Genomic DNA, 26,098 nt, shown 5'->3' on the forward strand with positions numbered 1-26,098 from the left:
GCATCGGGAACGAAGGTCCGCGACGGTGAGTAACACCGTAACTGCCTTCCCAAAAAAGCATTTCCCGGCTATCCATCCCCGGCGGCGCGATGGGCGCTCGGGCCATCTTCCAGTCACAATAATGAGGGAACCAGTTGTCCGTGTTGCGAATACTGACATTTCTGGTTGCGATTGCGGCGTTGTGCGGGACGACAGCCCTCGCGCAAACACAGGCCCCTGCTTCGAAGGGCGCCAAGGATTCGGCGAAGGAAGCAGCCAAGCCTGCGCCTGCACCGGCGGCAAAGCCCGGAGCTAAATCTGCGGAACCGGCAGGGGCCGCTGCGGCAGGCAGCGCGGAACCTACCTTAATTGGTCAGTACGGTACCTGGGGCGCCTACACGGCGGCGCCGAACGGCAAGAAGGTTTGCTTTGCTCTGGCGAAGCCGTCGTCGTCGAAAACCAATCCGCCAAATCGTCCGCGCGATCCCGCTTACGCCTTCGTCTCAACACGTCCGGCCGAGAAGGTCTTCAACGAGGTCTCGATCATGATCGGCTATGCGCTAAAGCCGGGCTCGGAATCCTCGCTCGAGGTCGGCGGGGCGTCGTATGCGATGTACACCCAGGGCGATGGGCTCTGGATCAAGAACGCCGCAGAGGAAGAGCAAATGGTCAACGCCATGCGCAAATCCGCCGAGGTCACCGTCAAGGGCATCTCGGCCAAGGGCACCGAGACGACGGACGTCTTCTCGCTCAAGGGGCTGTCCCAGGCGCTCGACCGGCTGGCGCAGGATTGCAAGCGCTAGACGACCTTTAAGCCCAAAATGACGTTGTTTGCGGGCGTTGGAAAGCCTATTTGAAGCTGTCTCCCCTCATGGTGAGGGGGCGCTTGCGCCGTCTCGAACCATGAGGCCCGTCTCTCATCCTTCGAGACGCGGCGAAGACGCCGCTCCTCAGGATGAGGGAGAAACCTCCCTAGAACAGAAATACGATGACCGCAGTTTCGACAGAGACGAAGTCCACGCCGATAACTTCCGTAGCGCCGCTGGAGAAGGTTCCGCTCGAAACCTATGTGCCGCCGGCAAAGCCCTCGCTGATCGGCCTGTCGCGCGCCGAGATCGCCGACCGGCTGGGGGAGATCGGCGTTGCGCCTGCGCAGCGCAAGATGCGCACGCAGCAGCTCTGGCACTGGATGTATTTTCGCGGCGCCAAATCCTTTGCCGATATGACCAGCGTCTCCAAGGATATGCGGGCACAGCTCGAGCAGCATTTTACCGTCGACCGCCCCGAGGTGGTGGCCGAGCAGATTTCCAGCGACGGTACCCGCAAATGGCTGCTGCGCCTGCCGAGCGGCGATGCGTTCCAGAAGGCGCATGAGGTCGAGTGCGTCTACATCCCCGAAACTGATCGCGGCACGCTCTGCGTTTCCTCGCAGGTTGGCTGCACGCTGAACTGCTCGTTCTGCCATACCGGCACGCAGCGGCTGGTGCGCAACCTCACCGCGGGTGAAATCGTCGGCCAGATCATGGTGGCGCGCGACCGTCTCAACGACTGGGCCGATCGCGAGACGCCGACCGGTAGCCGTCTCGTCACCAATATCGTCATGATGGGCATGGGCGAGCCGCTCTATAATTTTGACGCGGTGCGCGATGCACTGCTGATCACAGCCGATAATGAAGGGATCGGCATTTCCCGCCGCCGCATCACCCTGTCGACCTCGGGCGTGGTACCGAACATCATCCGCACCGGTGAGGAGATCGGCGTCATGCTGGCGATCTCGCTGCATGCGGTGCGCGACGAATTGCGCAACGAGCTGGTGCCGCTCAACCGAAAATATCCGATTGCCGAACTGCTGCAGGCCTGCCGCGACTACCCGGGCTCGTCGAACGCGCGGCGCATCACCTTCGAATATGTGATGCTCAAGGGCGTCAACGATTCTCTCGACGACGCCAAGCTGCTGGTGAAGCTGCTCAAGGGCATTCCTGCCAAGATCAATCTGATCCCGTTCAACCCCTGGCCGGGCACAAAGTATGAGTGTTCGGACTGGGAGCAGATCGAAAAATTCTCTGAATACATATTCAATGCCGGCTATTCCTCGCCGGTCCGCACGCCGCGCGGCCGCGACATTCTCGCCGCCTGCGGCCAGTTGAAGTCGGAGACCGAAAAGCTCTCCGCGCGCGAGCGCCAGGCGCTCCGCGCTATGGCGATGACGGATTGAATGGTCAGAGCACTAATGGTCGTCATGGCCGGGCTTGACCCGGCCATCCACGTCCTTGGTCAATCTCGGCAGATAAGACGTGGATGCCCGGGACAAGCCCGTGCATGATGGTGGAGAGGGCAGTGCTATTTATGCTCAACGACGGAACAGCCTAATGGCACTGATCGGCCGCTTCTTCGTCATCCTGTTCGCTTTCCTCGCCGCCTGCTTCGTGGCAGGCATGATCGTGGTCGGCGCGGTGTTGTATCCTGAGTTGAGCGATCTCGGCGGCGTGCCGATCGACCAGAGCGCGGTCAACGTCGTGCTCGGCTTCGGCTTCATTTTTCTGTCCGGCTTCGCACTGCTGCCGGCGCTGGTCATCGTCCTGATTACCGAGGCTTTCTATATCCGCAGCGTGCTCGCTTACGCCATCGGCGGCGCTATCGTCGGCGCGGCCTGCTATCTCGGCCTTACGCCATTCGACCCGGAAACGCTGCGCTTCGACGGCATCGTGCACCGCCACCTCGAAATCATGACCGGGGCGGGCATCGTCGCCGGCCTCGTCTACTGGATGATCGCGGGCCGATCCGCCGGAGCCTGGCGCGAACCGCGACCTCCACTGCGGCCACCGCCGCCATTGCCCTCGCACTCGCGGCCGCAGGTGTGACTCAGGCACAGCGTTCATTGCGAGCGAAGCGAAGCAATCCATCCCGCCGCGAAAAGAAAGAATGGATTGCTTCGCTTCGCTCGCAATGACAGGGGTTTTCATCCCCAACTGCCTCGGCTAAACCCCGCGCCATGAACCGTACCGGACTAATTATCGCGTTGGGCTTGTCGCTCGTTATCGGACTGCTGTTTGGAATCTTTCCCGAACTCGATCTGAAGCTGGCGGCATTGTTCTACGATCCCGCGAGCGCCTCGTTTCCATTAAAGCAGAACGGGCTTGCCGCATTCGCGCGCGATGCTGCGATGTGGATCGCATGGGCGCTGGCGCTGCCGGCGCTGATCGCGATTGTCGCGAAGCTGCTGCGGCCAGATCGGCCGATGCTGGTTCCGGGACGCGCGGCGGTGTTCCTCCTGGTCACTATCCTGCTCTCCGCGGTCGTGCTGACCAATCTGACCTTCAAGAGCCATTGGGGACGGCCAAGGCCGGTGGTGGTGACGGAGTTCAACGGCCCCTGGGAATTCGTGCCGTGGTGGGACCCGCGCGGGGCTTGCGGGCGCAATTGCTCGTTCTTCTCGGGCGAGGGCGCGACCGCATTCTGGACCTACGCGCCCGCAGCGCTGACGCCGCCGGCGTGGCGACCGTTGGCCTATACCGCGGCGACCCTGTTCGGTATCGCGACCAGCGCGCTGCGAATGGCGTTCGGCGGGCATTTCTTCACCGATGTCGCCGCCGCCGGCCTGGTCAGCTTCTTCGTGATCTGGCTCGCCTATGCCTGGATTTACCGCTGGCCGTCGACGAGGTTTACGGATGCGCAAGTCGAGGCCGCGCTGGCGCGCTGGGGTTGGCCCGGCTATCGCCTGTGGCAGCGCTGGCGCGGGCGCGAGGCGGGATAAGCCGAACTCAGCCGCCAAGCGCCATTAAACGCGTGCTCAGTAGCGTGAAATTTGTTATTCGCGCCCTCAAGCCGCAAACGACATCCGCCATTTCGACCGATTGGAAGCTCGATGAGTACGATCCTGAAAAGCCTGCCCAAGGGGGAAAAAGTCGGCATCGCTTTCTCGGGCGGTCTCGACACCAGCGCGGCGCTGCTCTGGATGAAGCAAAAGGGCGCGCGCGTTTTTGCCTATACCGCAAACCTCGGCCAGCCTGACGAGGCCGACTACGACGAGATTCCGCGTAAGGCGCTCGAGTTCGGCGGGGAGAAAGCCCGGCTCGTGGATTGCCGCACCCAACTGGTCCACGAAGGGATTGCCGCCATCCAGTCCGGCGCCTTCCACGTCTCTACCGGCGGCATCGCATACTTCAACACCACGCCGCTTGGGCGCGCGGTGACCGGCACGATGCTCGTTGCGGCCATGAAGGAGGACGGCGTTAATATCTGGGGCGATGGCTCCACCTACAAGGGCAACGATATCGAGCGGTTTTATCGCTACGGCCTGCTGACCAATCCGAACTTGCGCATCTACAAGCCCTGGCTCGACCAGCAGTTCATCGACGAACTGGGCGGGCGCGCGGAAATGTCGGCGTTCATGACCGCCAATGGATTCGCCTACAAGATGAGCGCCGAAAAGGCGTACTCGACCGACAGCAATATCCTCGGCGCCACCCACGAGGCCAAGGATCTCGAGCGCCTCGACAGCGGCATCAAGATCGTCAACCCGATCATGGGCGTGCCGTTCTGGCGCGACGATTTTGCCGTCAAGGCCGAACAGGTCACCGTGCGTTTTGAGGAGGGCCAGCCCGTCGCGCTGAACGGCCAGACATTCACCGATCCGGTCGCCTTGTTCCTCGAGGCCAACGCCATCGGCGGCCGGCATGGCCTTGGCATGAGCGACCAGATCGAGAACCGGATTATCGAGGCCAAGAGCCGCGGCATTTACGAAGCGCCCGGCATGGCGCTGCTGCACATCGCCTATGAACGCCTGGTCACAGGCATCCACAACGAGGACACCATCGAGCAGTACCGGATCAGCGGCATGCGCCTTGGCCGACTGCTGTACCAGGGGCGGTGGTTCGATTCCCAGGCCCTCATGCTGCGCGAAACCGCGCAGCGCTGGGTGGCGCGCGCGGTCACCGGCGAGGTGACGCTCGAGCTGCGCCGTGGCAACGACTACTCGATCCTGAACACCGAGAGCCCCAACCTGACGTATCAGCCGGAGCGGCTGAGCATGGAGAAGGTCGAGGACGCCGCGTTCTCGCCGGCGGATCGCATCGGTCAGCTCACCATGCGCAATCTCGACATCGCCGATACCCGCGCCAAGCTGAAGCTCTACGGAGAGACGGGCTTGCTGTCCGGCAGCGAAGGCTCGGAGATCTTCAAGCTCGAGAGCGACAAGGGCTGACTCTCGTGTCCCGGACGCGACGCAGCGCGTAGCGGTGCGGCGCAGAGCCGGGACCCAAGCCCAAGAGTGCCGATAGTGGCCGCCTAATGTGGGCCCCGGCTCAGCAGCGCATCACTTCGTGCTGCGCCGCGTCCGGGGCACGAGGCCCGCCCGGGTTGACTGTCCGTTATCGACACGTCATCCGGGACAGATAGATTTGCCGCCGTGAATTCTTGCGGAGCAGCCGCGGACGCTGGCCGCTCCGTGTGTGTCCGACCGGAGCCTCGATCATGATCAAGCCAGTCACCATCGCCCTCGGCCTCCTGCTTTCGGCATCAGCGGCGGATGCCCAGACGATCTATCCCATTGACCGGGCCGAAATCCTTTCCGGCGCGCAGTTCGACCTCAAGGTCGAATTTCCCGACAAGGTCGATCCGGCGAAGCTGAAGGTGACGGTCAACGGTCAAGACTATGCCGCCGCCTTCGGCCGGGCCGGAACGTTCGTCGAGCGCGAGGATGGCAAGGACCAGTCGGCGCTGATCCTCCGCGATGTCACGCTGACTGCGCCCGGCCCTGTCGTCGTCGAGGCCAGTGACGGCGCGCGCAGCGGCAAGGTGACATGGACCGTCTATGACACCGGCCCGCGCAAAGCGAAAAATGTCATCCTGTTCATCGGCGACGGCATGTCGCCCTCGCATCGCGTTGCGGCTCGGCTGCTTTCCAAGGGCATCGCTGAAGGAAAGAGCCTCGGCAAGCTCGCAATCGACGACATGCCGCATATGGCGCTGGTGGCGACGGCGGGCTCCGATTCGATTATCACCGATTCAGCGAACTCGGCCAGCGCCTATGCCACCGGCCACAAGAGCGCCGTCAATGCGATGGGTGTCTATGCGGATCGCACCAAGGACCCGTTAGACGATCCCAAGGTCGAGACCATTGCGAACCTAGTCAAGCGCCGGCTCAACATGGCGGTAGGCGTCGTCAGCAACACCGAGATCGAGGATGCAACACCCGCGGCGATGGTGGCCCATACCCGCCGCCGCGCCGAGTACGATCAGATTGTTGAGCAGTATTTCGCAGCCAAGCCTGATGTGTTGCTCGGCGGCGGCAGCGCCAATTTCCTGCCAAAAGCTGCATCCGGAAAGCGCAAAGATGATGTCGATTATATCGCCCGCTTCCGCGAGGCCGGTTATCCCTTGGCGACCACCGCGGGCGAACTAAACGCGCTCGCGACAAAGTCCGAGACGCGCCGGTTGCTCGGCCTGTTCGCCGCCGGGAATATGGATGGCGCGCTCGACCGCAAATTCCTCAAGGGCGGCGGCGTCAAGAAATTCCCCGAGCAGCCCGACCTGACCGAACAGGTTCAGGCTGCTTTGAACGTGCTGTCGAGGAACGAGGCTGGCTTCTTCCTGATGGTTGAGTCCGGAATGATCGACAAATACGCGCATCTGCTCGACATGGAGCGGGCGGTCTACGACACCATCATGCTCGATAATGCCGTGCGCCTCGCCCGCGATTGGGCGAGCAAGCGCGGCGACGACACCCTGATCCTGGTTGTGGCTGACCACAACCATCCCAACAGCCTTGTCGGCACCATCAATGACGACATGAGCACGACGCCGAACGTGCCGTTCCGCGAACGCGTCGGCGTCTACGACAAGGCCGGCTTCCCCAACTATCCGGCGCCTGATGCGGACGGCTATCCGTCGCGCGTCGATGTCAGCCGGCGGCTTGCCATCTTCTCCGCCAGCCTTCCCGACCACTACGAGACCTTCCGTCCCAAGCTCGACGATCCGAACGAGCCGACCGTTAAGGGCGATGATCCCGCAACCTTCAAGGCCAATGAGAAATACAGGGGCGTCCCCGGCGCGGTGCTGCGGCCGGGCAACCTGCCGGCGATGGTCGGGGCGAGCGTGCATTCCGGTGAGGACGTCATCCTCACCGCGACCGGCCCCGGCAGCGAACGCGTGCGGGGCTCGATGGACAATACCGAAGTCTTTCGTGTGATGGCGGAGGCGCTCGGCCTTGCCGCAGTGGGCCGGTAGCTTTTGCGCCGTGAGCTTCATTAAGACGTCGGCGCGGCAAACATCAGTTTGACGCAGCTTCGAAAGATCATGATCTGCCGTTCGAGACGGCTCGGATCATTCAGCGTCTTGGACATGATGATGGCGCCGTCGACGATGCAGGACAGCATGTCGGCGACATCGTCGAGGTCGACCGGCTCTCTCGGCGGATACACCGCCGCGATGCCGTCGAGGATCGTGCGGAAGCGCGCATTCCAGTCGCGCACCGATTGCGCAGTGAGTTCGCGTATCTCCCGATCGAACAGCCGTTCCTGATAGCAGATGCTGGCAATCAGGCAGCCGGGGTGACCGCTCGGCAGGTCGGCCATCGTTTCGGCAAGCAGTTTCAGCGAGATCAGAAATGCCTGCAGCGGATCGTCGGAAAGCTGGCGGCCGCGCGCGAAGATATCATCGAACAGCTGATCGTTGGTCGCGACGTATCTGCGAAGCATTTCGCGGGCGAGCGCATTCTTGTCCTTGAAGTGATAAAAGAAGCCGCTCTTCGTGAGGCCGGCCTCGGCAATCACCTCCTCGATCGAGGTGGCGCCGAATCCCTTGGCGAGAACGGCAGCCTCTGCGATTTCGAGAATGCGCTCGCGAGTCGCTTCGCCTTTGCTCATCCGGGGTTCCAGAACTGTACCCATGGTACTGTTTCTCCGTGGCAGTCAGTGCAAGCGGGCTGCCGACCAACCCTATAACCATCTGATTTCGTATCAATTTGCGGGCCTATGGTTCAGCCGCACCACGAGCCGCCTAGGCCGCCGCGACACTATGAGGCACCAACACGGCCGGACCAAGCCGATGCCGGCGAGACGTATCGAGGTCCTCACTTCGCGGAGATATTGAAATGGCCAAGTACCGACATGCCCTGCCGCAGCGCCGTGGTGGCATTTTCCTAACCGATGGCGGCATGGAAACCACGCTGATCTTTCACGGAGGCGTGGATCTGCCGCACTTTGCCGCCTTTGTGCTGCTCGACAGTGCCGAAGGACGGGAGAAGCTGAAGCAGTATTATGCCGCCTATCTTGAGGTCGCGCGCGACCACGGCACCGGCTTTGTGCTCGACAGTCCGACCTGGCGCGCCAATCCGGATTGGGGTGCGAAGCTCGGGTATGACGCGCCTGCGCTCAAGGCGATCAACGTCCGTTCGATGGAGTTTCTCAAAGAATTGCGCTCCGGCTGGGAGCGGCCCGGCGCACCCTGCGTCATTAGCGGTGCCATCGGTCCGCGCGGCGACGGCTACAAGGCGGGTAACATGGACGCTGCGGAAGCCGAAGCCTATCATCGGGCGCAGATTGCGGCCTTCGTCGAAGGCGGCGCCGACATGGTCACCGCCTATACCCTTACCAGCATCAATGAAGCGATCGGCATCGTGCGCGCAGCGAAAGCGCTGGGGATACCGGCGGCTATCTCGTTCACCGTGGAGACCAATGGCCGCCTGGTGAAGGGTGAAACGTTGCGTGAGGCGATCGAGACCGTGGATCGTGAGACCGATGGTGCGCCCGAATACTTCCTGATCAACTGCGCGCACCCAACGCATTTCGAAGATGCGTTGAAGGCGGGCGAAGCCTGGACCGAACGTATCCATGGCATCAGGGCCAACGCCTCGACAAAGAGCCATGCCGAACTCGACGAATCCGAAACGCTCGATGCGGGTGATCCGGCCGATCTCGGGCGGCGCTATGTTGCGCTCAGGAGCGCGTTTCCGGCGATGCGCATTCTTGGCGGGTGCTGCGGCACCGATCACCGGCATGCCGCCGCCATTTGCGAAGCGTGCGTGCCATCGCGGGCCCTCAGCGCTTGATTCAAAAAATGGCCGGGATTGTTCCCGGCCATTTTGATTTTGATCGACTGCCAAGCTCAGCGCGGCGGCGCAGTGCCGGGCGGGGGCGGCGGCAGCGAAGCCTGACCGCCAGTGAGCAGCGGCGTGATGTTGCGGATGGTGACACGCCGGTTGATCGGGCTCGGCCCGTCGATCTGCTCCTTCAAATACTGCTCGCCATAGCCTTGCGAGGTCAGGTTTTCCGCAGGCACGTTGAACTGCTGCGTCAGCAGGGTGGCGGCAGATTCCGCGCGGCGATCCGACAGCGACAGATTGTCGACATCGTTGCCGACCGCGTCGGTGTGGCCCTCGATCAGGAATACCGCGCGTGGATTTTGCTGGATTGCGCGGTTGAGGCCGTCGGCAATCACCTGCAGCTTCGCCGCCTGATCGGGCGGGATTTCCCACGATCCGGTTTCGAAGTTGATGGTGTTGACGTCGATGCTCGGCATCCGCTGCCGCACCGTGGGGCTGTAGCGGATTTCGTCCAGCGAATAACGCCGTTCGATCCGTTCCACCGGCGGCGCCATCATGGTCTCGTAGATCACATCTGGGGACGCCTCCTCGGAATCGACGATGTAGCGGTTGTAGGGAATGCGGATCGTCGGCGGTGGCAGCGCGACGAAGAAGCCGCCGGTCGCCCGCGGATCGCGGTAGCTGTTGTCGATGATGATGATCTCGCGGCCGCGCTCATCGCGGCGGATACGGCGCAGCAACTGACCGTCGCGACCCATCACGGTGATCACCTGGGTGCCGTCGGGTCTGATGACGACAGTGCGGGTCTCGCCGCCGACGGTCTGGGTCTGGATGTCGCGCGCGCCGTAGCGGAAGCGCTCGACCTCATTGTGACGGACATAGGCCTGACCGCCGGGATCGCGAACGATGATCCGGCCCGGTTCGGTGATGACCGTGCGGCCGCCTTGCTGAACTTCGCGACGCTGGCCGCGGAAGTCATCAAGCCGTTGCGGGCCGGCGGGCGGTGCGCCTGGGGCAACTGCTCTCAACCCCTCTTGAGTCGGAGGAGGCGGCGGCAATGGTGCCGCGACCTGAGGCGCACGCTGGAATGCCGGCGCGACCGTTGGCGGTGCGTTCTGGACCCGGCCGGCTGGCGGCGTGGCGACCGGAGCACCTGGCACGGCGGTCGGCGCTGCGGGAGCGGTTGTGGTGCCCGGAGCGGCTGGAGTGCCAGCAGCCGGGGGTGCCGCTGGCGCAGGTGTCGCGGTCGGCGCCGTTCCAGCGGGGGCGCCGGGGGGCGGCGCGCCGGGGCGGCCCGTCGGCGCCGTTGGCGCCGTCATTGGAGCACCCGCGGCCGGAGGCGGTGTGCCGGGGCGTCCTTGCGGTGGCGTTGGCGCGGTCGTTGGGGTGCCCGCGGCCGGTGGCGTTGTCGGGGTGCCGGCGGCCGGTGGCGTCGTGGGTGGCGCGCCGGGACGCACCGGCGGCGCAGCCGTGGTTCCGCCGGGCGATGGGGCGGTCGGCGACGCGGCTGGAGCCGGCGTCGCAGTCGGCGCCGGCGGCTGCCTTGCACCAGAAGGCGGGGGCGGCACAGGAGACGGCGTCCCCTTCTGAGTGGAAGGCGGTGGAGGCGTCGGCGTGGGTGCCGCCGGCTGCTTCGGCGCAGTGGGAGCTGCCGCCGATGGCGGAGGCGGCGGTGGAGTCGGACGCGCAGGCGCCGCCGCAGGAGGTGGCGGGGTCGGAGTCGGACGTGCGGGTGCGGCCGCTGGAGGTGGCGGCGGAGGCGGCGTTGGACGCGGCGGCGCGGCTGCCGGAGGAGGCGGTGGCGGCGTTGGACGTGGCGGCGGTGCAGCCGCCGGTGGCGGGGGCGGCGGTGCCTGGCGTGGCGGTGGGGCAGCCGCCGGCGGAGGTGGGGCAGGCGTCGGACGAGGAGGCGGCGCTGCGGCGGGCGGCGGGGGAGCAGGTGCCGGTCGAGTGGGGGCGGCCGCCGGCGGCGGTGCGCCCTTCGGCGGCTGCTGCTGCCCCTTGGCTCTGCCTTCCTCTTCCTTGGCTTGCGCCACGACGAGCGGAGCGGTCTGCGCCTGCGATGCGGAGATCGCAAGCTGCGTCACCGTCAAAGCAGTTGTGGCAAGCAGCACGATGCGAAGGTTTGTCATGATGTCCTTGGTCCCGGAAAAGGCCTGGCAATAACGGAAGTGCTGTATTGAGGTATCAGTTAGTCGATCAGCCGCTCATCATTAGGCCGGATTGTGGCGGCTTACAAATCGCCCGTAGCTTTTTATTTCATGAAAGCAAGGGGTTGCATGCACCCTTATTCATTGCGCGTTCAGACGGTGCTTTCAAAGTTTGTTTCATTCGGTCCCCGGATCGGTGGCTGGGTTAGGCGTTCGCGGGCCATTCGGTCCGCGCACCGGTAGCTCGTCTGGCATCTTGCCCGGCAATTCCCGCGGCTGCGGTGGCTGGCCCGGCTCGTGTACCGGTGGCGGCACCTCCGGACGCGGACGGCCCGGCGGCTCTTCTCGCGGCGGCTCGGTCGGTTTTCCCGGTGTCGCCGGTGGTACTTCCGGCGGTTCAATCGGCATCACATCTCCCGGGCTACAGTTCCGGGAGCGACAACGGCGATGGCGGCGCCAAGTTCCCGCGCGATCCAATTAATGGAACCGATGGAACCCGGTTACTCGGGCGCGTGGCAGACGGCCTCGATGTTGTGGCCATCGGGATCGAGCACGAATGCACCGTAGTAATTCGGGTGGTGCGCGCGGACTCCCGGTGCGCCGTTATCGCGTCCGCCCGCGGCTATCGCAGCGTTGTAGAAGGCGTCCACCGTGGCGCGGTCCTTCGCCACGATCGCGACATGCAGCGGCTTGTCCAATCCGCCCTCGCCGCCGATCCAGAAGTCGGGCTTTCCGTTGGCGCCGAAACCTGCGGCGGGCTCGTGGCTGTGTTGCTCCTGCGTGACTTCCATCACGAGGGTGTAGTCGAGCGGCGCCAAGGCTGTCAGATAGAAGGCCTTGGAACGTTCATAATCCGAAACCGGAAATCCGATGTGGTCGATCATCAAGCTCTCCTGCGGTTTGAGAGATCGGTTCGCAACGGAAATTCAGCCTCGCGCCAAGAGCGTGTTGCTGCGGGTCTTGCCGGTCTCGACATAACCCCGCGAGCGCATGTCGGCGATGCAGTCTTGCTGCCATTCGTCCTTCGACAGATGCTCGATCACGACCGCGCGCGGCCACAGCGTCTGCGGCGCCTTGGCGAAGAAGCCGGTCAGCACGCGATCTTCAAATCCTTCGACGTCGATCTTGAGCGCATCAACATGCGAGACATCTCCTTCTTCGAGGATGCGCTGCAGCCGCAGCGACGGCACCTTGATCGCCTTGCCGGAGGCCACGCCCGACACGATGTGGCTGGCGCCGAGATTGTCGCCATCAGTTTCGATCATCAATTCGCCGTCGGCGGGACTGGCGGCGGCCGCGACCAGTCGCACCTGCCTGTAGCCGGAGGCGGCCTTATTGAAGGCGAGCCGCGCATGGGTGACCGGGTGCGGTTCGATTGCGATCACTTTGCCGCCGGCGCCGACATGGCGCGCCAGCGCAAGCGCATAGGTACCGACATTGGCGCCGACATCGACGAATACGCCGCCGGCGGGAACATGCGCGCGGAGAAAATTCAGTTCGTCGAGATTGTAGTCGGGATTGAACAGCGCGCCGCGCTCGGTGGCGCTGGCCTGATGATAGAAGCGGAACGAAGCGCCCTGGTACTGCACGTCGATGGGCCCTGTCCGCAACAGGTTCACCAGCCGAGACAGCATCGGCCGGAACGCGCCGCGTTTCAGCCGCGAGCGGTGGGCCAGCAAGATAATGGCGGCCTGTGCGGCATTCGGGGCGAATGCGCCGAATGGCGCGGGTGACGGATCGTTGTCGGGCGTCAAACCTAAGTCCTCGGGTAGAAGCGGCGCATGCATAGCCGGTTTTGCACCCGACTCCAACGAGGCTCTGAGGGTGGTTAGGCGGATCGTTCCTGTTTGCTGTCATACCCCGCGAAGGCAGGGTATCCAGTACGCCGAGGCCTCTCGGTCAATCATTGCCGGCTGTGGGATACTGGATCGTCCGCCCCAGTGCGCAATTGCGCACAAGGCGGACGATGACAGTGGAGTATGACCGAGAAAAATCTATGCCGCCCTTTTCGCGGCTTTGCGCGGGCGCAGGAAACGGCCGAGCAAACGGCGTTTGTCCTTGCGCGGAATCAGGTCGACGTCGCTGACGAGTTTGGCGCCACCCTTGCGTCGTTCCAGCACGATCTTGCGGCTATGGAACGCTTCCAGCTCGGCGCGATGAGCGACGCTGACGATGGTCGCGTTCGGCAATTCCTTGATGACGAGCTCCATCATCTTGTCCTGGCTCTGTTCGTCGAGCGCACTCGTCGCCTCGTCCAGCACCACGATGTCGGGGTTATGCAGCAGGAGGCGCGCGAAGGCGAGCCGCTGCTTCTCGCCGCCGGACAGTGTCTGGTCCCACGGTCCTTCTTCCTCGATCTTGTCCCTGAGATGGTCGAGGCCGACCTTGTGCAGGGCGTCGCAGATCTGTTCGGTGAGCCAGTCATCGGCCGCGCCGGGATAGGTAATCGCGCGGCGCAGCGTGCCGGAGGGGATGTAGGATTTCTGCGGCAGCATGAAGAGACGGCGGTCGGGATGGAAATTGACGCTGCCGTCGCCCCATGGCCACAGCCCCGCCAACGCGCGGACCAGCGTGCTCTTGCCGGTTCCGGATTCTCCGGCCACCAGCACGCGCTCGCCGGGGTCGATCACCACTTCGGTTTCGTCAACCACCGCGGTGCCATCGTCGAGCGACACCGAGAGGTCGTTGAGGCTCAGCATGGCGTCGCCTTTGGTCTCGCCGCGTTTGATACGTCCGATGCCAGCGCCACGTTCGGCGCGCTCCAGCCCGTCAAGCGACATCATCAGCGAGGCAATGCGGCGTGCGCAGGCGTTCCAGTCGGCAAGCCGCGGGTAATTGTCGACCAGCCAGCCAAACGCGGTCTGCACGATGGTGAAGGCGGACGCCGCCTGCATCACCTGTCCGAGCGTCATGCTGCCGTCGAGATATTTGGGCGCGCACAACAATAGCGGAACCACGGGAGCGATCAGGCCCGATCCCTGCGACACCAGCGTGGTGCGCATGTGCTGGCCGGCGAGCCGCGCCCATTGCCGCAGCACCTTCGTGAAAGTCTTATTGATGCCGTCGCGCTCTTCCTCTTCGCCGCCAAGCAGCGCGATGCTTTCGCCGTTCTCGCGCACGCGGGTCAGTGCATAACGGTATTCGGCCTCGGCCTGGTTCCTGTCCTCGGATACCTGCACAAAGCTCCGTCCGATCGCAGCGATCGAACCCGAGGCGATCATAGCGTAGATCACGGCGGCGATCACGAGGAAGCCGGGGATGGTGATGGTTGAGCCGCCCAACGTCACCGTCAGCGCGCCGCCGATGGTCCAGAGCACAACGATGAAGGTGGCGGCAGAGAGAAATGCCGACGTCACGCCGGCGACGAAATCCACCGGCGAGTCAGTCGCGATCCTCAGATCTTCGGCGATACGATATTCCGGATTCTGGTGATCGCCGCCGACGAGGTTGAGCTGGTAGTAACGGCCACTGGCCAGCCAGCGCGATATCACGGCGTTGGTCAGCCAGGCGCGCCAGCGGCGTTGAATCCCCATGCGCGCGAATACCTGTGCGACGCCGAGCAGTACGCTGCCGACGGCCAGTGGGAAGAACACGGCGGAGAGAAAGTACACGGTCGCGGAATCGCGTTTTTCGATCGCGTCGAAGATCGCCCGATTCCAGATGTTGATGCCATACTGAAAGGCGACATGGCCGACAATCAGGAGCAGCAGGCCGATCGAGAACAGCCACGCCAGCCGGTCGCCGCCTCTGCCCCAATAACCGCGTGCGCTAATCCAGAACCGCGTCAGCAGATAATTCTTGCGAGCTTGCTCGGCCTCTTCCGGAGACATCTGCGGATCGGGCTCTACCACTTCCGGCGGAGGCGGTTCGACGGGATCGCTGCCTTCCGCGGTAACGTCTATCAACTCTGATTTTTCTTCTGACTCAGAGGTGTTCTTCGCGTCGGATTGTTTGCGGGGTGGCTTTGACTTGGTGTCGGACCTGGCCATGGCGCAACAACGCAAGGAAAATCAGATGGTTCCTGACAATTGTTCTGTACTCTTGTCCGTGGTGGCTCGAAGAGCGAAGGCGCAAGCAATCCATCTTTCCGCGGAGAAATGGAATGCTTCCCGCCCTTGCTAAAGCTACGGCGGATGAGTCGCTTCGCTCCAATGACGGACGAAGCGACAGGTCAGCCTACTTTGCTGCGTGCTCCACTTTCCGCCGGCCAACCCGGTGCAGCACACGGGAAAGCTGCTCGACCGAGTAGGGCTTTTGCAGCAGCTCAAAACCGTAGCTGCCGTGCTCCGACAGCACGTGGCTGTAGCCGCTGGTCAGCACCACCGGCAGGTCGGGATGGCGGCGGCGGACTTCCTGGGCGAGTTCAATGCCGGTCATGCCGGGCATTACGACGTCAGTGAATACGGCATCGAAACGCTCGGCGCCGGCCGCCAGTTCTTCGAGCGCATGCACGGCATTACCGACGAGTGTGGTGGCGTAGCCGAGTTCGGCCAGCGCATCGGTGGCGAAGCGTCCGACCTCGGCATTGTCTTCGACCACGAGCACCGACATCCCGCTTCCGTCGATCGCCGCGGCATCTGCTGCCGGCGTCTGTCGCGATTTGCCGCTGCCGGCGGTGCGCGGCAGATACAGCGTGAAAATGCTGCCCTTGCCCACTTCGCTGGCCACAGCCACTTCGCCGCCGGATTGCTTGGCGAAGCCGAATACCTGCGACAGGCCGAGCCCGGTGCCATGGCCGGGCTGCTTGGTTGTGAAGAAGGGTTCGAAAATGCGTTCGAACTGATCCGGCGGAATGCCGCTGCCGGTATCGGCGACGGATACGGCCACATAACCATATGGATGTTGCGGCTGCGGGGCGGAGTTGGGCAGGCTGGCTGCCATTCCGACCGCAATCGTCAGCCGTCCGCGGCCTTCCATAGCGTCCCGCGCATTCACGGCCATGTTGATGATGGCGGTTTCGAACTGGCCGGCGTCGGCGTTGACGAAGCACGGTTCTTCCGGCCCAAGAATGACAATTTCGATGCGCGAACCGATCAAGGTGCCGATCATTTCACTCAGCATCTGCACGGTCCGCCCGACGTCGAACACCTCCGGCTTCAACGTCTGGCGGCGCGCGAAGGCCAGCAATTGCCCGGTCAGCTTGGCGGCGCGGGTCACCGTATCCGAGATCGCATCGATATAGCGCAGCCGCCGCGCTTCCGGCAGGTCAGGCCGTCGCAACAGGTCGACGGAAGCGCGGATCACTGTCAGCAGATTATTGAAGTCGTGCGCAACGCCGCCGGTCAACTGGCCAAGCGCCTCCAGCCGCTGACCGTGCTTCAGCGCTTCCTCGGCCACCCGGCGCTTCTCGGCCTCGTAATGAAGGTGGCGCGTCCGGCGCAAGGCCAGCCCCAGCAGAGCAAACAGCAGCGCGGTGGCCGGCGCGCCGAAAATCAGGTGCTGGCTCATGGTGGACAGCCAGCGCGCCCGAATCGCCGACGTCTCGAGGCCGGCACTGACATAGATCGGGTATTCGGCGAGCCGCCGGTATCCGAGGCGCCGTTCGATGCCGTCGGTCGACGAGGTCACGGTGACGAGGCCGGCCTCGGGATCGGCCGCAAGCAGTTTTCCGATCGGGCCGTTGTGGTCGAGGCGGACCTCGCGGCCTGCGGCGGGGAAACGAGCCAGCACGGTGCCGTCCGCGCGACCGACCGCGAAGAAACTGCCCGGCTCGCGGCCGATCCGGGCGTAGTAATTTTCGAAATATTCCGGCAGCACGGACGTCTGGATCACACCTGCGAAGCGGCCGTCCTCGCTCGGGCGCCGTCTGCTGACGCCGAAGAACGCGGCGCCCTGATAGGGTGGCCGCGGCGTGAGTGCCTCGCCAATATAGGTTCCGATATCGCCGGCGACGTGGGCCTTGAAATAGTCCCGGTCGGAAAAATCGATGTCAGGCGCCGGGACGACGAGGCTGTTGACGAGCGCGTGGCCCTTGGCGTCGAAGATCCAGGCCGACTTCACCTGCGGCAGCGAAGCGACCAATTGTTTCAGCCGCAAATGCAGCGTTTGCTCGTGGGCAACGATGTCGGCGTCGGGGACGTCGCGGATGATCTCGGCGATCTCCGACAGGCTGCGGTCGATGGTCTCGAATACTTTCAGCGCATGCTCGTGCGCGACATCCAGCGTGCGCTCGATTTCACGGTCGGCGGTTTCGCGGATCGAGACCCAGGAGACGGCGGATGCAAATACAAACAGCGCCAACGGAAGCGCCAATGAGGCGACCATCATCCATTGCAGCAGTCTCAGCGAATTACGTTGCGCGGTCTGCACGCTTGCTCCGGCTCCGCACCGAGCTTAACGCAAAGTCGTGCGAGGAATAAAGCGGAGCGGCGAAGGGAACTTACTTGGGTGGCGGCCAACCCCGAATCGGTAACTATCGATTCAAATCCGGCTGTTCGCGTTCTCCGTAGCCCAGTAGCCAGGCTAGCCGGCTAGATCTGGCGCTCGACCATCTTCAGCTTGAGCTCGGCGATGGCTTCCGACGGGTTCAGGCCCTTCGGGCAGGCCTTGGCGCAGTTCATGATGGTATGGCAGCGGTAGAGGCGGAACGGGTCTTCAAGGTTGTCGAGCCGTTCGCCGGTGGCTTCATCGCGCGAATCCTTCACCCAGCGCGTCGCCTGCAGCAGCGCAGCGGGCCCGAGGAAGCGCTCGCTGTTCCACCAGTAGCTCGGGCAGGAAGTCGAGCAGCAGGCGCACAGGATGCACTCGTAGAGGCCGTCGAGCTTTTCGCGGTCCTCGTGGCTTTGCTTCCATTCCTTCTGCGGTGTTGGCGTCGTGGTCTTCAGCCAGGGTTCGATCGAGGCATACTGCGCGTAGAAGTTCGTGAGATCAGGCACCAGGTCCTTCACGACCGGCTGGTGCGGCAGCGGATTGACTTTCACGGCGCCGCCTGCAGCTACATCGTGCATCGACTTGGTGCAGGCCAGCGTGTTCAGGCCGTCGATATTCATGGCGCAGGAACCGCACACGCCTTCGCGGCAGGAGCGGCGGAAGGTCAGCGTCGGATCGATGTTGTTCTTGATCCAGATCAGGCCGTCCAGCACCATCGGCCCGCAATCGTTGATGTCGACATGATAGGTGTCGACGCTCGGGTTCTTGCCGTCGTCTGGATTCCAGCGATAGACCCGAAACTCGCGCGTCTCGGTCGCGCCAGCCGGCTTCGGCCAGGCCTTGCCGCCGGTGATTTTTGAATTTTTCGGAAGCGTGAATTCAGCCATATGTCTTGCCTCTACGGTGCTTCTCGTCATTGCCGGGCTTGACCCGGCAATCCATCCTTTTTGAAGATGGATGCGCGGGTGAAGCCCGCGCATGACAAGCAAACTCAATACACCCGCGCCTTCGGCGGGATGTACTGAACGTCGTTCGTCATCGTGTAGTCGTGCACCGGGCGATAGTCGATCGTGGTCTTGCCGTTCGGATCGATCCACGCCAGCGTGTGCTTCATCCAGTTCTTGTCGTCGCGCTCGGCAAAATCCTCGCGCGCATGGGCGCCGCGGCTTTCGGTGCGGTTCGCCGCCGAATCCATCGTAACCACCGCCTGCACGATCAGGTTATCGAATTCGAGCGTCTCGATCAGGTCGGAATTCCACACCAACGAGCGGTCGGTGGTGGCGATGTCGCCGATGCCGCCGTGCACCTTGTGAATCAGGTTCTGGCCTTCGTGCAGGATTTCGCCGGTGCGGAACACCGCGCAATTGTTCTGCATCACGTGCTGCATGCTGTCCCGCAGCTTCGCGGTGGGCGTGCCGCCGGAGGCATGGCGGTAATGGTCGAGCCGTCCGAGCGCCATGTCGGCGGAATCCTTCGGCAGTTCGGGCTGCTTGCCGTTCGGCGTCAGCTTTTCCGCCAGCCTTAGCGCGGCGGCGCGGCCGAATACGACGAGGTCGATCAGCGAGTTGGAGCCGAGCCGGTTGGCGCCGTGCACGGACACGCAGGCCGCTTCGCCGATCGCCATCAGGCCCGGCACCACGGCATTGTCGTCGCCGTCCTTCTTGGTCAGGACTTCGGCGTGATAATTGGTGGGAATGCCGCCCATGTTGTAGTGCACAGTCGGCACGATCGGAATCGGCTCGCGGGTGACGTCGACATTGGCGAAGATCTTCGCCGATTCGGAAATGCCGGGCAGCCGTTCCTGCAACACCTTCGGGTCGAGATGATCGAGGTGCAGGTAGATGTGGTCCTTCTTCTTGCCGACGCCGCGGCCTTCGCGGATCTCGATGGTCATCGAGCGCGAGACCACGTCGCGGGAGGCGAGGTCCTTGGCGGAGGGCGCATAGCGCTCCATAAAGCGCTCGCCCTCGGAATTGACGAGATAGCCGCCTTCGCCGCGTGCGCCCTCGGTGACGAGGCAGCCGGCGCCATAAATCCCGGTCGGGTGGAACTGGACGAACTCCATGTCCTGCAATGGCAGGCCGGCGCGCAGCACCATGCCGCCGCCGTCGCCGGTGCAGGTATGCGCCGAGGTACAGGAGGCGTAGGCGCGGCCGTAGCCGCCGGTGGCGAGAATCGTGGTCTGGGCACGGAAGCGGTGCAGCGTGCCGTCGTCTAGCTTGAGCGCAATGACGCCGCGGCAGACGCCCTGGTCGTCCATGATCAGGTCGATGGCGAAGAATTCGATATAGAACTCGGCCGAATGGCGCAGCGCCTGGCCGTACATCGTGTGCAGCATGGCATGACCGGTGCGGTCAGCGGCGGCGCAAGTGCGCTGCGCCTGGCCCTTGCCGTAGTCCATGGTCATGCCGCCGAACGGACGCTGGTAGATCTTGCCGTCCTCGGTGCGCGAGAACGGCACGCCCCAATGCTCCAGCTCGTAGACGGCGTCCGGCGCGTTGCGCACCATGTATTCGATCGCGTCCTGGTCGCCGAGCCAGTCCGACCCCTTGACGGTGTCGTACATATGCCATCGCCAGTCGTCCTGATGCATGTTGCCGAGCGAAGCCGAAATGCCGCCTTGGGCCGCGACCGTATGCGAACGCGTCGGGAACACTTTTGTGATGCAGGCGGTACGCAGGCCAGCCTCGCTGCAGCCGACCACGGCGCGCAGGCCAGCGCCGCCGGCGCCGACGACCACGACGTCATAGGTGTGGTCCTCGATCGGATAGGCTTTTCCGTTGCTGGCCGGGCTACTGGCCCTAGTGGCCTTGCCGTTACCTTCAGCGGCCGAACCTTGAGACGCCATGGGTTACACTCCCGATGACAATTTGACGATCGCGTAGATCGACGCCAAGGCGACCGCGATACAGAAGAAATTATTGGCCATCACGCTGGCGAGCTTCACCATCTCGTTGTGCACATAGTCCTCGATTATGATCTGCATGCCGATCTTCATGTGCCAGGCGCTGGCGATGATGAAGAGCACCAGGATGATCGCGATCGGAAGCGAGCCGAGGATTTGCGCCGCGCCGGCCTGGTTGCGGCCGATCAGCATCAGCACGATCACGATGACCGGCACGATCAGCAGCGTCATGGCCACCGCCGTGAGGCGCTGGCGCCAGAAATCGGTGGTGCCGGAATGCGAGGAACCGAGATTGCGGACACGGCCGAGCGGCGTGCGCATCGAGGAGCGGCCGCTCATCGTCCGCCTCCGACTGTGTAGGCAATGATCCAGACCAAAACGGTCAGCGAAATGCCCGCAATCAGCGCGCCCCAGGTGAGTGCCTCGCGTTCGTTGGGCTTGAAGCCGTAGCCGAGGTCCCAGAAGAAGTAGCGGATACCACTGACCAGATGGTGCAGCAGCGCCCAAGTGTAGCCGAATACGATCAACTTGCCGATGATGCTGCCGGTGAAGGCCTGCACGTGGGCATACGCCCCGGGGCCGGACGCCGCTGCAATCAACCACCAGGCGAGTAGCAAGGTACCGAAATAGAGCGCAATGCCAGTGGCGCGGTGGATGACGGAAAGCGCCATCGTCAGGGTGACGCGATAGGTCTGCAAATGGGGCGATAGCGGTCGTTCTATCCTGGCGGTCATTTCGGCGGCTTTACGTTGTGTGGGGCCGCGGCCGGCCCATCGGGGAACGCGGTAGATAAATTCTATTTACGTAGTCGAGTCCGTCCGCGCAACGATCAAATCGCTTGGAATGGAGTCAGCGTTCATTGCTATGCGCTACGAAACGCGATTGTTCAGAGGCTTGGTATACCACGGCGTCGGGCGCGAGCGAAGAATTGAATATGCATTCTATGTGTTGAGGGCGCGGAGCTGCACGTCAAAGGGATCAGTTCCGCGCGACCGCTCAGCGAGATAGTCGACGAAGGCCTGATCTTCGGAGAAGCCAGCCGGGGGTTCGTGATTAGTCTGTTGAATGGACAATAGCGGGCACCGGTCCGCTGAGCCGGGTCGCCGCCCGCTCAGTCTTTGAAGCGCACCTCGCTATGCCGCCATTTGCGAAGATCACCCTGGCCTTCCAGGCGACCCGCCTCAACCAAGACCCGAATGCGGGCAGCGAACATTTCGTCGGTGACTCCGAGAGCGAGCTCTTCGCCGCGTTTTACGGCATCCCCGATGATGCGCGCCATTTTGTGCCAGATAGGTGCAATGACCGAGAAGATGATCTGATCGACCTGCGCCTCGGAGGCGGAGGGCGGAAGCCGGACCTGGTCCCATCTCAGCGAGCTGCTGATTGCGGGAAATTCTTTAAACGGCAGCAAATCGGGAAATCGCTCATAAATCGCTTGCAGCAGCTCCGAATTGAGCTTGATGACGAGATCCCTGACCGAGGCAGCTTCCTTGTTCTCGTGTGCAAGAATGTCCGCCGCGGCCCTCGCCTCATCGAGTTCGCGGGCCGCTTCGATCAAGTAATCAAGAATCTCGGCCGCTTGCGCTTCGTCCATGGTCTCTGCCCCCGGATCGGCGGCGCGCCGCTAATTCTTCGCATAAATATCCCTGTACGTATCCCGCAAAATATTCTTCTGCACCTTGCCCATGGCGTTGCGCGGCAGTTCGTCGACGACGAACACGCGCTTGGGCATCTTGAATTTAGCGAGCCGGCCCTCGAGCGCCTTCAGCACACCCGCCTCGGTGACATCAGCACCCTTGTTGCAGACCAGGACTGCGGTGACGCCTTCGCCGAAATCGGCGTGCGGCACGCCGATCACAGCGGATTCGATCACGCCCGGCATGGCGTCGATCTCGCTCTCGATTTCCTTGGGATAGACGTTAAAGCCGCCCGAGATCACGAGATCCTTGCCGCGGCCGAGGATGTGCACATAGCCCTTGTCGTCGATCTTGCCGAGATCGCCGGTGATGAAGAAGCCATCGTCGCGGAATTCGGACTTGGTTTTCTCCGGCATCCGCCAGTAGCCCTTGAACACGTTGGGCCCTTTCACCTCGATCATGCCGATTTCCTCGCGCGCGAGCTCCTTCCCGGTCTCGGGATCGGTGACGCGCACGGACACGCCGGGCAGGGGATGGCCGACCGCGCCGGGCACGCGCTCGCCGTCATAGGGGTTCGACGTGTTCATGTTGGTTTCGGTCATGCCGTAGCGTTCCAGCACGGCGTGGCCGGTGCGCGCGGCCCATTCGCGATGGGTGTCGGCGAGCAGCGGCGCCGAACCCGAAATGAACAGCCGCATGTGCTTGGTCGATTCCTTCGACAGCGCCGGGCTCTGCAGCAGCCGGGTGTAGAAGGTCGGCACGCCCATCAGCACGGTGGCGCGCGCCATCAGCTTGATGATCATTTCAGGGTCGAACTTAGGCAAGAAGATCATCGAGGCGCGGGCGAACAGCGTAACGTTGCTCGCCACGAACAGGCCGTGGGTGTGATAGATCGGCAGCGCGTGGATCAGCACGTCCTTGTCGGTGAAGCGCCAATAGTCGACCAGGCTGTAGGAGTTAGACGCCAGATTGTCGTGCGTCAGCATCGCGCCCTTGGAGCGGCCGGTGGTGCCCGAGGTGTAGAGAATAGCAGCCAGATTGTCATTGCCGCGGGCGACCGTTGCGAAGGCGGCATCGGCCTTGGCGGCGGCGTCCGTCAGTGATCCCTTGCCGTCGGGCCCAAGCGTTTCGACCTTTGCCTTTACTTTCGCCGCGATGGCACCGATGCCCTCGGCCTTGGACGGATCGCAGACGACCAGCGCGGGCTCGGCGTCGGAGATGAAGTAGTCGAGCTCGTTCAGCGTATAGGCAGTGTTGAGCGGCAAATAGACCGCGCCAGCGCGCACAGTCGCAAGATACAGCACCAGCGCCGGCACGGACTTTTCGGTCTGGGCCGCAACGCGATCGCCGGGCTTGACGCCGCGCGACGCCAGCACGTTCGCTATCTGGCCAGCACGAGCGATCAGCTCGCCATAGCTGATGCGCGTGCCATCGAGCATCTCGATCGCGAGCCGGTTCGGATCGTCGAGCGTGTCGAACAGGCGGGAAAACAGGTTGGCGTTGGCGGTCGTGTTCATGCAAACTTCCCTAAGAGGGCGCTGGCCTGCGAATTTCGCAGGCTGGAATAGCAAGAACGCCCTTCAAAAAGCAACGGAGACAGTTTGCATGACAAATGGCGGGAAACGCGTGGCCTGGGTGACGGGCGGTGGCAGCGGGATTGGCGAGGCCGGCGCCGAGGCGCTGGCGGCCGATGGCTGGACGGTGGTGGTCTCGGGGCGGCGGAAAGATGCCCTCGACAAGGTCGTGGCCAATATCACCCAAAAGGGCGGCAAAGCCGAGGCGATCGCGCTCGATGTCAGCAACAAGGAAGACGTCAACAAGGCGGCGGAGCAGATCCTGGCCAAACACGGCCGGATCGACCTCCTGGTCAACAGCGCCGGCATCAACGTGCCGAAGCGAAGCTGGGCCGACATGGAATTGGAGGGCTGGGACAAGGTCGTCGATATCAACCTCAACGGCGTGCTCTACTGCATGCGCGCGGTGCTGCCGGCGATGCGAAAGCAAAAGGACGGCTGCATCATCAACGTCGCGTCCTGGGCCGGCCGTCACGTGTCAAAGATGCCGGGCCCGGCCTACACCACGACGAAACATGCGGTGCTGGCGCTGACCCATTCCTTCAACATGGACGAGTGCGTCAACGGGCTGCGCGCCTGCTGCCTCTCACCCGGCGAGGTCGCGACCCCGATTCTGAAGCTGCGTCCGGTAGTGCCCTCGGAGGAAGAGCAAGCCAAAATGCTGCAGCCGGAGGATTGCGGTCGCACCATCGCTTTCGTCGCCAGCCTGCCGCCGCGGGTCTGTGTCAACGAGATCCTGATCAGCCCGACGCATAATCGCGGCTTCATCCAGACGCCGAATAGCAGGGATTGAACTTCTCGTAGCCCGGGTGGAGCGCAGCGCAACCCGGGATATCTCTCCGCTGAGAAGAATCCCGGATTGCGCTGCGCTCCATCCGGGCTACGGCTCGGGCGCCGCACGGATCACGCCCTCAAAAGTTTCAGACATCACGATAAATTATTCCCCGAAACCGGCCCAAAAACCTCCCGTAGCTCGGCCCAACGACGACGAAATCAACCGGTCCATTGACCAGCGTCGTTGTTTTCATCACCGGCGGAGACCCGCCGGCCGCAACAATCCTCGGGAGAAGATTCATGTCGAAACGTATTGCACTTCTGTCCGCCGCCGTCTTCAGCGCGCTGGCTTTCACCGCCACCATCACCGCGCCCGCCAGCGCGGAAGAAAAGACCGTGATGGTCGGCGGTGCGGCGATGTTCCCGTCCAAGAACATCATCCAGAACGCCGTCAATTCGAAGGACCACACCACGCTGGTCGCCGCCGTGAAGGCGGCCGGCCTGGTCGAGACGCTGCAAGGCAAGGGCCCGTTCACCGTGTTCGCGCCGACCAACACCGCCTTCGGCAAGCTGCCGGCCGGCACCGTCGAGACGCTGGTGAAGCCTGAGAACAAGGCGACCCTGACCAAGATCCTCACCTACCATGTCGTGCCCGGCAAGCTCGCCGCGGCTGACCTCACCGATGGCAAGAAGCTCAAGACGGCCGAAGGCGAGGAGCTGACGGTCAAGAAGCAGGACGGCAAGACTTGGATCGTCGACGCCAAGGGCGGAACCTCGACGGTCACGATCACCAACGTCAATCAGTCGAACGGCGTGATCCATGTGGTCGACACCGTGCTGATGCCGGCATCTTGAGCCCCCGCGCGCCCCTGACTGGTCCCAACCGGGACGCGTGGATTGGTGGGCCGGGGCAACCCGGCTCGCTTTTTCGTGAAGGTCGATACGCGTCAGGCATCGATCTGATAGCGTCATGGCAGTAACGAAAACCGGGTTCCGGGCGTATATTCGACAACGAATTGCAAGCGGGGATGAGCCATGTCGGCCGTAACAGTCAGCGACGAACACGCCGCGTCAGCCAAGGCAAAAATCATTCAGCCGGCCTGGGTGCGGGCGCTGCACTGGACCAACGCCTTCGCGATGGTCCTGATGATCATGTCGGGATGGCAGATCTATAACGCCTCGCCGCTATTCGGCTTTACGTTCCCCCGTTCGGTCACGCTGGGCGGCTGGCTCGCCGGAGGGCTGCTCTGGCATTTCGCCGCGATGTGGCTGCTGATGGTCAACGGCCTGATCTATCTGGTGCTGGGCTTTGTTACCGGCCGCTTCCGCAAGAAACTGCTGCCGATCACGCCGGAGGGCGTGATTTCAGATACCAAAGCTGCGCTGACCGGCAAGCTGTCGCATAACGATCTCACCAAATACAACTACGTGCAAAAGCTGCTGTACGCCGGCATCATCGTCGTCGGCATCCTCATCGTGCTGTCGGGTCTGGCGATCTGGAAGCCGGTGCAACTGCAATACCTGACGGCGCTGTTCGGCGGCTACGAGGGCGCCCGTTACGTCCATTTCTTCTGCATGGCGGCGATCGTCGCCTTCATGGTGGTTCATGTCGCGCTTGCCCTCCTGGTGCCGAAGAGTCTGCGCGCCATGATCATCGGCCGCTAATT

Annotated in this window: 23 protein-coding genes; 10 read left to right on the top strand and 13 right to left on the bottom strand. The window is 63.2% G+C overall.

The window, feature by feature from the left end; all coding sequences use genetic code 11:
* Positions 1–134: 134 nt before the first annotated feature.
* From RX328_RS01480 to RX328_RS01505, 6 genes are all read left to right on the top strand, one after another.
* Positions 135–782, top strand: coding sequence for an invasion associated locus B family protein (locus RX328_RS01480; RefSeq protein ID WP_213250780.1), 648 nt, complete (start codon positions 135–137; stop codon positions 780–782).
* A gap of 185 nt (positions 783–967) precedes the next feature.
* A complete protein-coding gene (rlmN, locus tag RX328_RS01485) occupies positions 968–2,194 on the top strand; it encodes a 23S rRNA (adenine(2503)-C(2))-methyltransferase RlmN (RefSeq protein ID WP_213250783.1) in 1,227 nt (408 codons plus the stop codon).
* Positions 2,195–2,348: 154 nt separating this feature from the next.
* The gene (locus RX328_RS01490) at positions 2,349–2,840 is read left to right on the top strand and encodes a hypothetical protein (RefSeq protein ID WP_213250786.1); all 492 of its coding nucleotides are present in this window, start codon (positions 2,349–2,351) and stop codon (positions 2,838–2,840) included.
* A 131-nt stretch (positions 2,841–2,971) separates the two neighbouring features.
* Positions 2,972–3,733, top strand: a complete 762-nt coding sequence (locus tag RX328_RS01495; protein WP_213250789.1) for a phosphatase PAP2 family protein — start codon at positions 2,972–2,974, stop codon at positions 3,731–3,733.
* Positions 3,734–3,844: 111 nt separating this feature from the next.
* Positions 3,845–5,182 carry an argininosuccinate synthase gene (gene argG / locus RX328_RS01500; protein ID WP_213250792.1) on the top strand — a complete coding sequence of 446 codons (1,338 nt, stop codon included), beginning with the start codon at positions 3,845–3,847 and terminating at the stop codon, positions 5,180–5,182.
* Between the two features lie 269 nt (positions 5,183–5,451).
* Positions 5,452–7,206 (top strand): alkaline phosphatase, encoded by a 1,755-nt coding sequence (locus RX328_RS01505; protein ID WP_213250795.1) that lies wholly within the window; start codon positions 5,452–5,454, stop codon positions 7,204–7,206.
* Between the two features lie 20 nt (positions 7,207–7,226).
* On the opposite strand, the gene RX328_RS01510 is transcribed toward RX328_RS01505, so the two are convergent.
* Positions 7,227–7,844, bottom strand: coding sequence for a TetR/AcrR family transcriptional regulator (locus tag RX328_RS01510; protein WP_213250798.1), 618 nt, complete (start codon positions 7,842–7,844; stop codon positions 7,227–7,229).
* Between the two features lie 227 nt (positions 7,845–8,071).
* Between RX328_RS01510 and RX328_RS01515 the strand changes: the two genes are divergently transcribed.
* Positions 8,072–9,028: a homocysteine S-methyltransferase family protein gene (locus tag RX328_RS01515; protein WP_213250802.1), complete on the top strand. Its 957-nt coding sequence runs from the start codon at positions 8,072–8,074 to the stop codon at positions 9,026–9,028.
* 56 nt (positions 9,029–9,084) lie between these two features.
* Here RX328_RS01515 and RX328_RS01520 read toward each other — a convergent pair whose 3' ends face one another.
* From RX328_RS01520 to RX328_RS01575, 12 genes are all read right to left on the bottom strand, one after another.
* A complete protein-coding gene (locus RX328_RS01520; protein WP_213250805.1) occupies positions 9,085–11,154 on the bottom strand; it encodes an OmpA family protein in 2,070 nt (689 codons plus the stop codon).
* Between the two features lie 195 nt (positions 11,155–11,349).
* Positions 11,350–11,580 carry a hypothetical protein gene (locus tag RX328_RS01525; RefSeq protein WP_213250808.1) on the bottom strand — a complete coding sequence of 77 codons (231 nt, stop codon included), beginning with the start codon at positions 11,578–11,580 and terminating at the stop codon, positions 11,350–11,352.
* A 92-nt stretch (positions 11,581–11,672) separates the two neighbouring features.
* On the bottom strand, positions 11,673–12,056 hold the full coding sequence (locus RX328_RS01530; RefSeq protein WP_213250811.1) for a VOC family protein: 384 nt from the start codon (positions 12,054–12,056) through the stop codon (positions 11,673–11,675).
* Between the two features lie 42 nt (positions 12,057–12,098).
* Positions 12,099–12,926 carry an FkbM family methyltransferase gene (locus RX328_RS01535; RefSeq protein ID WP_213250815.1) on the bottom strand — a complete coding sequence of 276 codons (828 nt, stop codon included), beginning with the start codon at positions 12,924–12,926 and terminating at the stop codon, positions 12,099–12,101.
* A 240-nt stretch (positions 12,927–13,166) separates the two neighbouring features.
* On the bottom strand, positions 13,167–15,161 hold the full coding sequence (locus RX328_RS01540) for an ABC transporter ATP-binding protein/permease (RefSeq protein WP_213250817.1): 1,995 nt from the start codon (positions 15,159–15,161) through the stop codon (positions 13,167–13,169).
* Between the two features lie 187 nt (positions 15,162–15,348).
* Positions 15,349–17,481: a hybrid sensor histidine kinase/response regulator gene (locus tag RX328_RS01545; RefSeq protein WP_213250821.1), complete on the bottom strand. Its 2,133-nt coding sequence runs from the start codon at positions 17,479–17,481 to the stop codon at positions 15,349–15,351.
* Between the two features lie 161 nt (positions 17,482–17,642).
* Complete coding sequence (locus RX328_RS01550; RefSeq protein WP_213250824.1) at positions 17,643–18,428, bottom strand: succinate dehydrogenase iron-sulfur subunit; 786 nt, start codon at positions 18,426–18,428, stop codon at positions 17,643–17,645.
* Between the two features lie 104 nt (positions 18,429–18,532).
* Positions 18,533–20,389 (bottom strand): succinate dehydrogenase flavoprotein subunit, encoded by a 1,857-nt coding sequence (sdhA, locus tag RX328_RS01555; RefSeq protein WP_213250827.1) that lies wholly within the window; start codon positions 20,387–20,389, stop codon positions 18,533–18,535.
* Positions 20,390–20,392: 3 nt separating this feature from the next.
* Positions 20,393–20,767: a succinate dehydrogenase, hydrophobic membrane anchor protein gene (gene sdhD / locus RX328_RS01560; protein WP_213251035.1), complete on the bottom strand. Its 375-nt coding sequence runs from the start codon at positions 20,765–20,767 to the stop codon at positions 20,393–20,395.
* A gap of 14 nt (positions 20,768–20,781) precedes the next feature.
* Positions 20,782–21,180, bottom strand: coding sequence for a succinate dehydrogenase, cytochrome b556 subunit (sdhC, locus tag RX328_RS01565; RefSeq protein ID WP_213250830.1), 399 nt, complete (start codon positions 21,178–21,180; stop codon positions 20,782–20,784).
* Between the two features lie 377 nt (positions 21,181–21,557).
* Positions 21,558–22,040 carry a DUF3658 domain-containing protein gene (locus RX328_RS01570; RefSeq protein ID WP_213250833.1) on the bottom strand — a complete coding sequence of 161 codons (483 nt, stop codon included), beginning with the start codon at positions 22,038–22,040 and terminating at the stop codon, positions 21,558–21,560.
* 30 nt (positions 22,041–22,070) lie between these two features.
* Complete coding sequence (locus RX328_RS01575; RefSeq protein WP_213250836.1) at positions 22,071–23,600, bottom strand: malonate--CoA ligase; 1,530 nt, start codon at positions 23,598–23,600, stop codon at positions 22,071–22,073.
* 88 nt (positions 23,601–23,688) lie between these two features.
* On the opposite strand from RX328_RS01575, the gene RX328_RS01580 reads away from it, so the two are divergent.
* The 3 genes from RX328_RS01580 to RX328_RS01590 all read left to right on the top strand — a co-directional run bounded on the left by RX328_RS01580 (position 23,689) and on the right by RX328_RS01590 (position 26,096).
* Positions 23,689–24,450: an SDR family oxidoreductase gene (locus RX328_RS01580; RefSeq protein WP_213250839.1), complete on the top strand. Its 762-nt coding sequence runs from the start codon at positions 23,689–23,691 to the stop codon at positions 24,448–24,450.
* 281 nt (positions 24,451–24,731) lie between these two features.
* Positions 24,732–25,286, top strand: a complete 555-nt coding sequence (locus RX328_RS01585; protein WP_213250841.1) for a fasciclin domain-containing protein — start codon at positions 24,732–24,734, stop codon at positions 25,284–25,286.
* A gap of 180 nt (positions 25,287–25,466) precedes the next feature.
* A complete protein-coding gene (locus RX328_RS01590; RefSeq protein ID WP_213250843.1) occupies positions 25,467–26,096 on the top strand; it encodes a cytochrome b/b6 domain-containing protein in 630 nt (209 codons plus the stop codon).
* Positions 26,097–26,098 lie beyond the last annotated feature (2 nt).

Origin of the sequence: Bradyrhizobium sp. sBnM-33, from assembly GCF_032917945.1 — a bacterium.
Lineage (GTDB): Bacteria > Pseudomonadota > Alphaproteobacteria > Rhizobiales > Xanthobacteraceae > Bradyrhizobium.

What these genes read in the sequence shown, in the direction of transcription:
- RX328_RS01505 (WP_213250795.1), top strand. Translation starts at nt 5,452, where the DNA reads ATGATCAAGCCAGTCACCATCGCCCTCGGCCTCCTGCTTTCGGCATCA.
- RX328_RS01495 (WP_213250789.1), top strand. Translation starts at nt 2,972, where the DNA reads ATGAACCGTACCGGACTAATTATCGCGTTGGGCTTGTCGCTCGTTATC.
- RX328_RS01540 (WP_213250817.1), bottom strand. Translation starts at nt 15,161, where the DNA reads ATGGCCAGGTCCGACACCAAGTCAAAGCCACCCCGCAAACAATCCGAC.
- RX328_RS01520 (WP_213250805.1), bottom strand. Translation starts at nt 11,154, where the DNA reads ATGACAAACCTTCGCATCGTGCTGCTTGCCACAACTGCTTTGACGGTG.
- RX328_RS01510 (WP_213250798.1), bottom strand. Translation starts at nt 7,844, where the DNA reads ATGAGCAAAGGCGAAGCGACTCGCGAGCGCATTCTCGAAATCGCAGAG.
- sdhA (WP_213250827.1), bottom strand. Translation starts at nt 20,389, where the DNA reads ATGGCGTCTCAAGGTTCGGCCGCTGAAGGTAACGGCAAGGCCACTAGG.
- RX328_RS01585 (WP_213250841.1), top strand. Translation starts at nt 24,732, where the DNA reads ATGTCGAAACGTATTGCACTTCTGTCCGCCGCCGTCTTCAGCGCGCTG.
- RX328_RS01575 (WP_213250836.1), bottom strand. Translation starts at nt 23,600, where the DNA reads ATGAACACGACCGCCAACGCCAACCTGTTTTCCCGCCTGTTCGACACG.
- RX328_RS01530 (WP_213250811.1), bottom strand. Translation starts at nt 12,056, where the DNA reads ATGATCGACCACATCGGATTTCCGGTTTCGGATTATGAACGTTCCAAG.
- RX328_RS01580 (WP_213250839.1), top strand. Translation starts at nt 23,689, where the DNA reads ATGACAAATGGCGGGAAACGCGTGGCCTGGGTGACGGGCGGTGGCAGC.
- rlmN (WP_213250783.1), top strand. Translation starts at nt 968, where the DNA reads ATGACCGCAGTTTCGACAGAGACGAAGTCCACGCCGATAACTTCCGTA.
- RX328_RS01515 (WP_213250802.1), top strand. Translation starts at nt 8,072, where the DNA reads ATGGCCAAGTACCGACATGCCCTGCCGCAGCGCCGTGGTGGCATTTTC.
- RX328_RS01590 (WP_213250843.1), top strand. Translation starts at nt 25,467, where the DNA reads ATGTCGGCCGTAACAGTCAGCGACGAACACGCCGCGTCAGCCAAGGCA.
- sdhD (WP_213251035.1), bottom strand. Translation starts at nt 20,767, where the DNA reads ATGCGCACGCCGCTCGGCCGTGTCCGCAATCTCGGTTCCTCGCATTCC.
- RX328_RS01525 (WP_213250808.1), bottom strand. Translation starts at nt 11,580, where the DNA reads ATGCCGATTGAACCGCCGGAAGTACCACCGGCGACACCGGGAAAACCG.
- RX328_RS01490 (WP_213250786.1), top strand. Translation starts at nt 2,349, where the DNA reads ATGGCACTGATCGGCCGCTTCTTCGTCATCCTGTTCGCTTTCCTCGCC.
- RX328_RS01550 (WP_213250824.1), bottom strand. Translation starts at nt 18,428, where the DNA reads ATGGCTGAATTCACGCTTCCGAAAAATTCAAAAATCACCGGCGGCAAG.
- argG (WP_213250792.1), top strand. Translation starts at nt 3,845, where the DNA reads ATGAGTACGATCCTGAAAAGCCTGCCCAAGGGGGAAAAAGTCGGCATC.
- RX328_RS01570 (WP_213250833.1), bottom strand. Translation starts at nt 22,040, where the DNA reads ATGGACGAAGCGCAAGCGGCCGAGATTCTTGATTACTTGATCGAAGCG.
- sdhC (WP_213250830.1), bottom strand. Translation starts at nt 21,180, where the DNA reads ATGACCGCCAGGATAGAACGACCGCTATCGCCCCATTTGCAGACCTAT.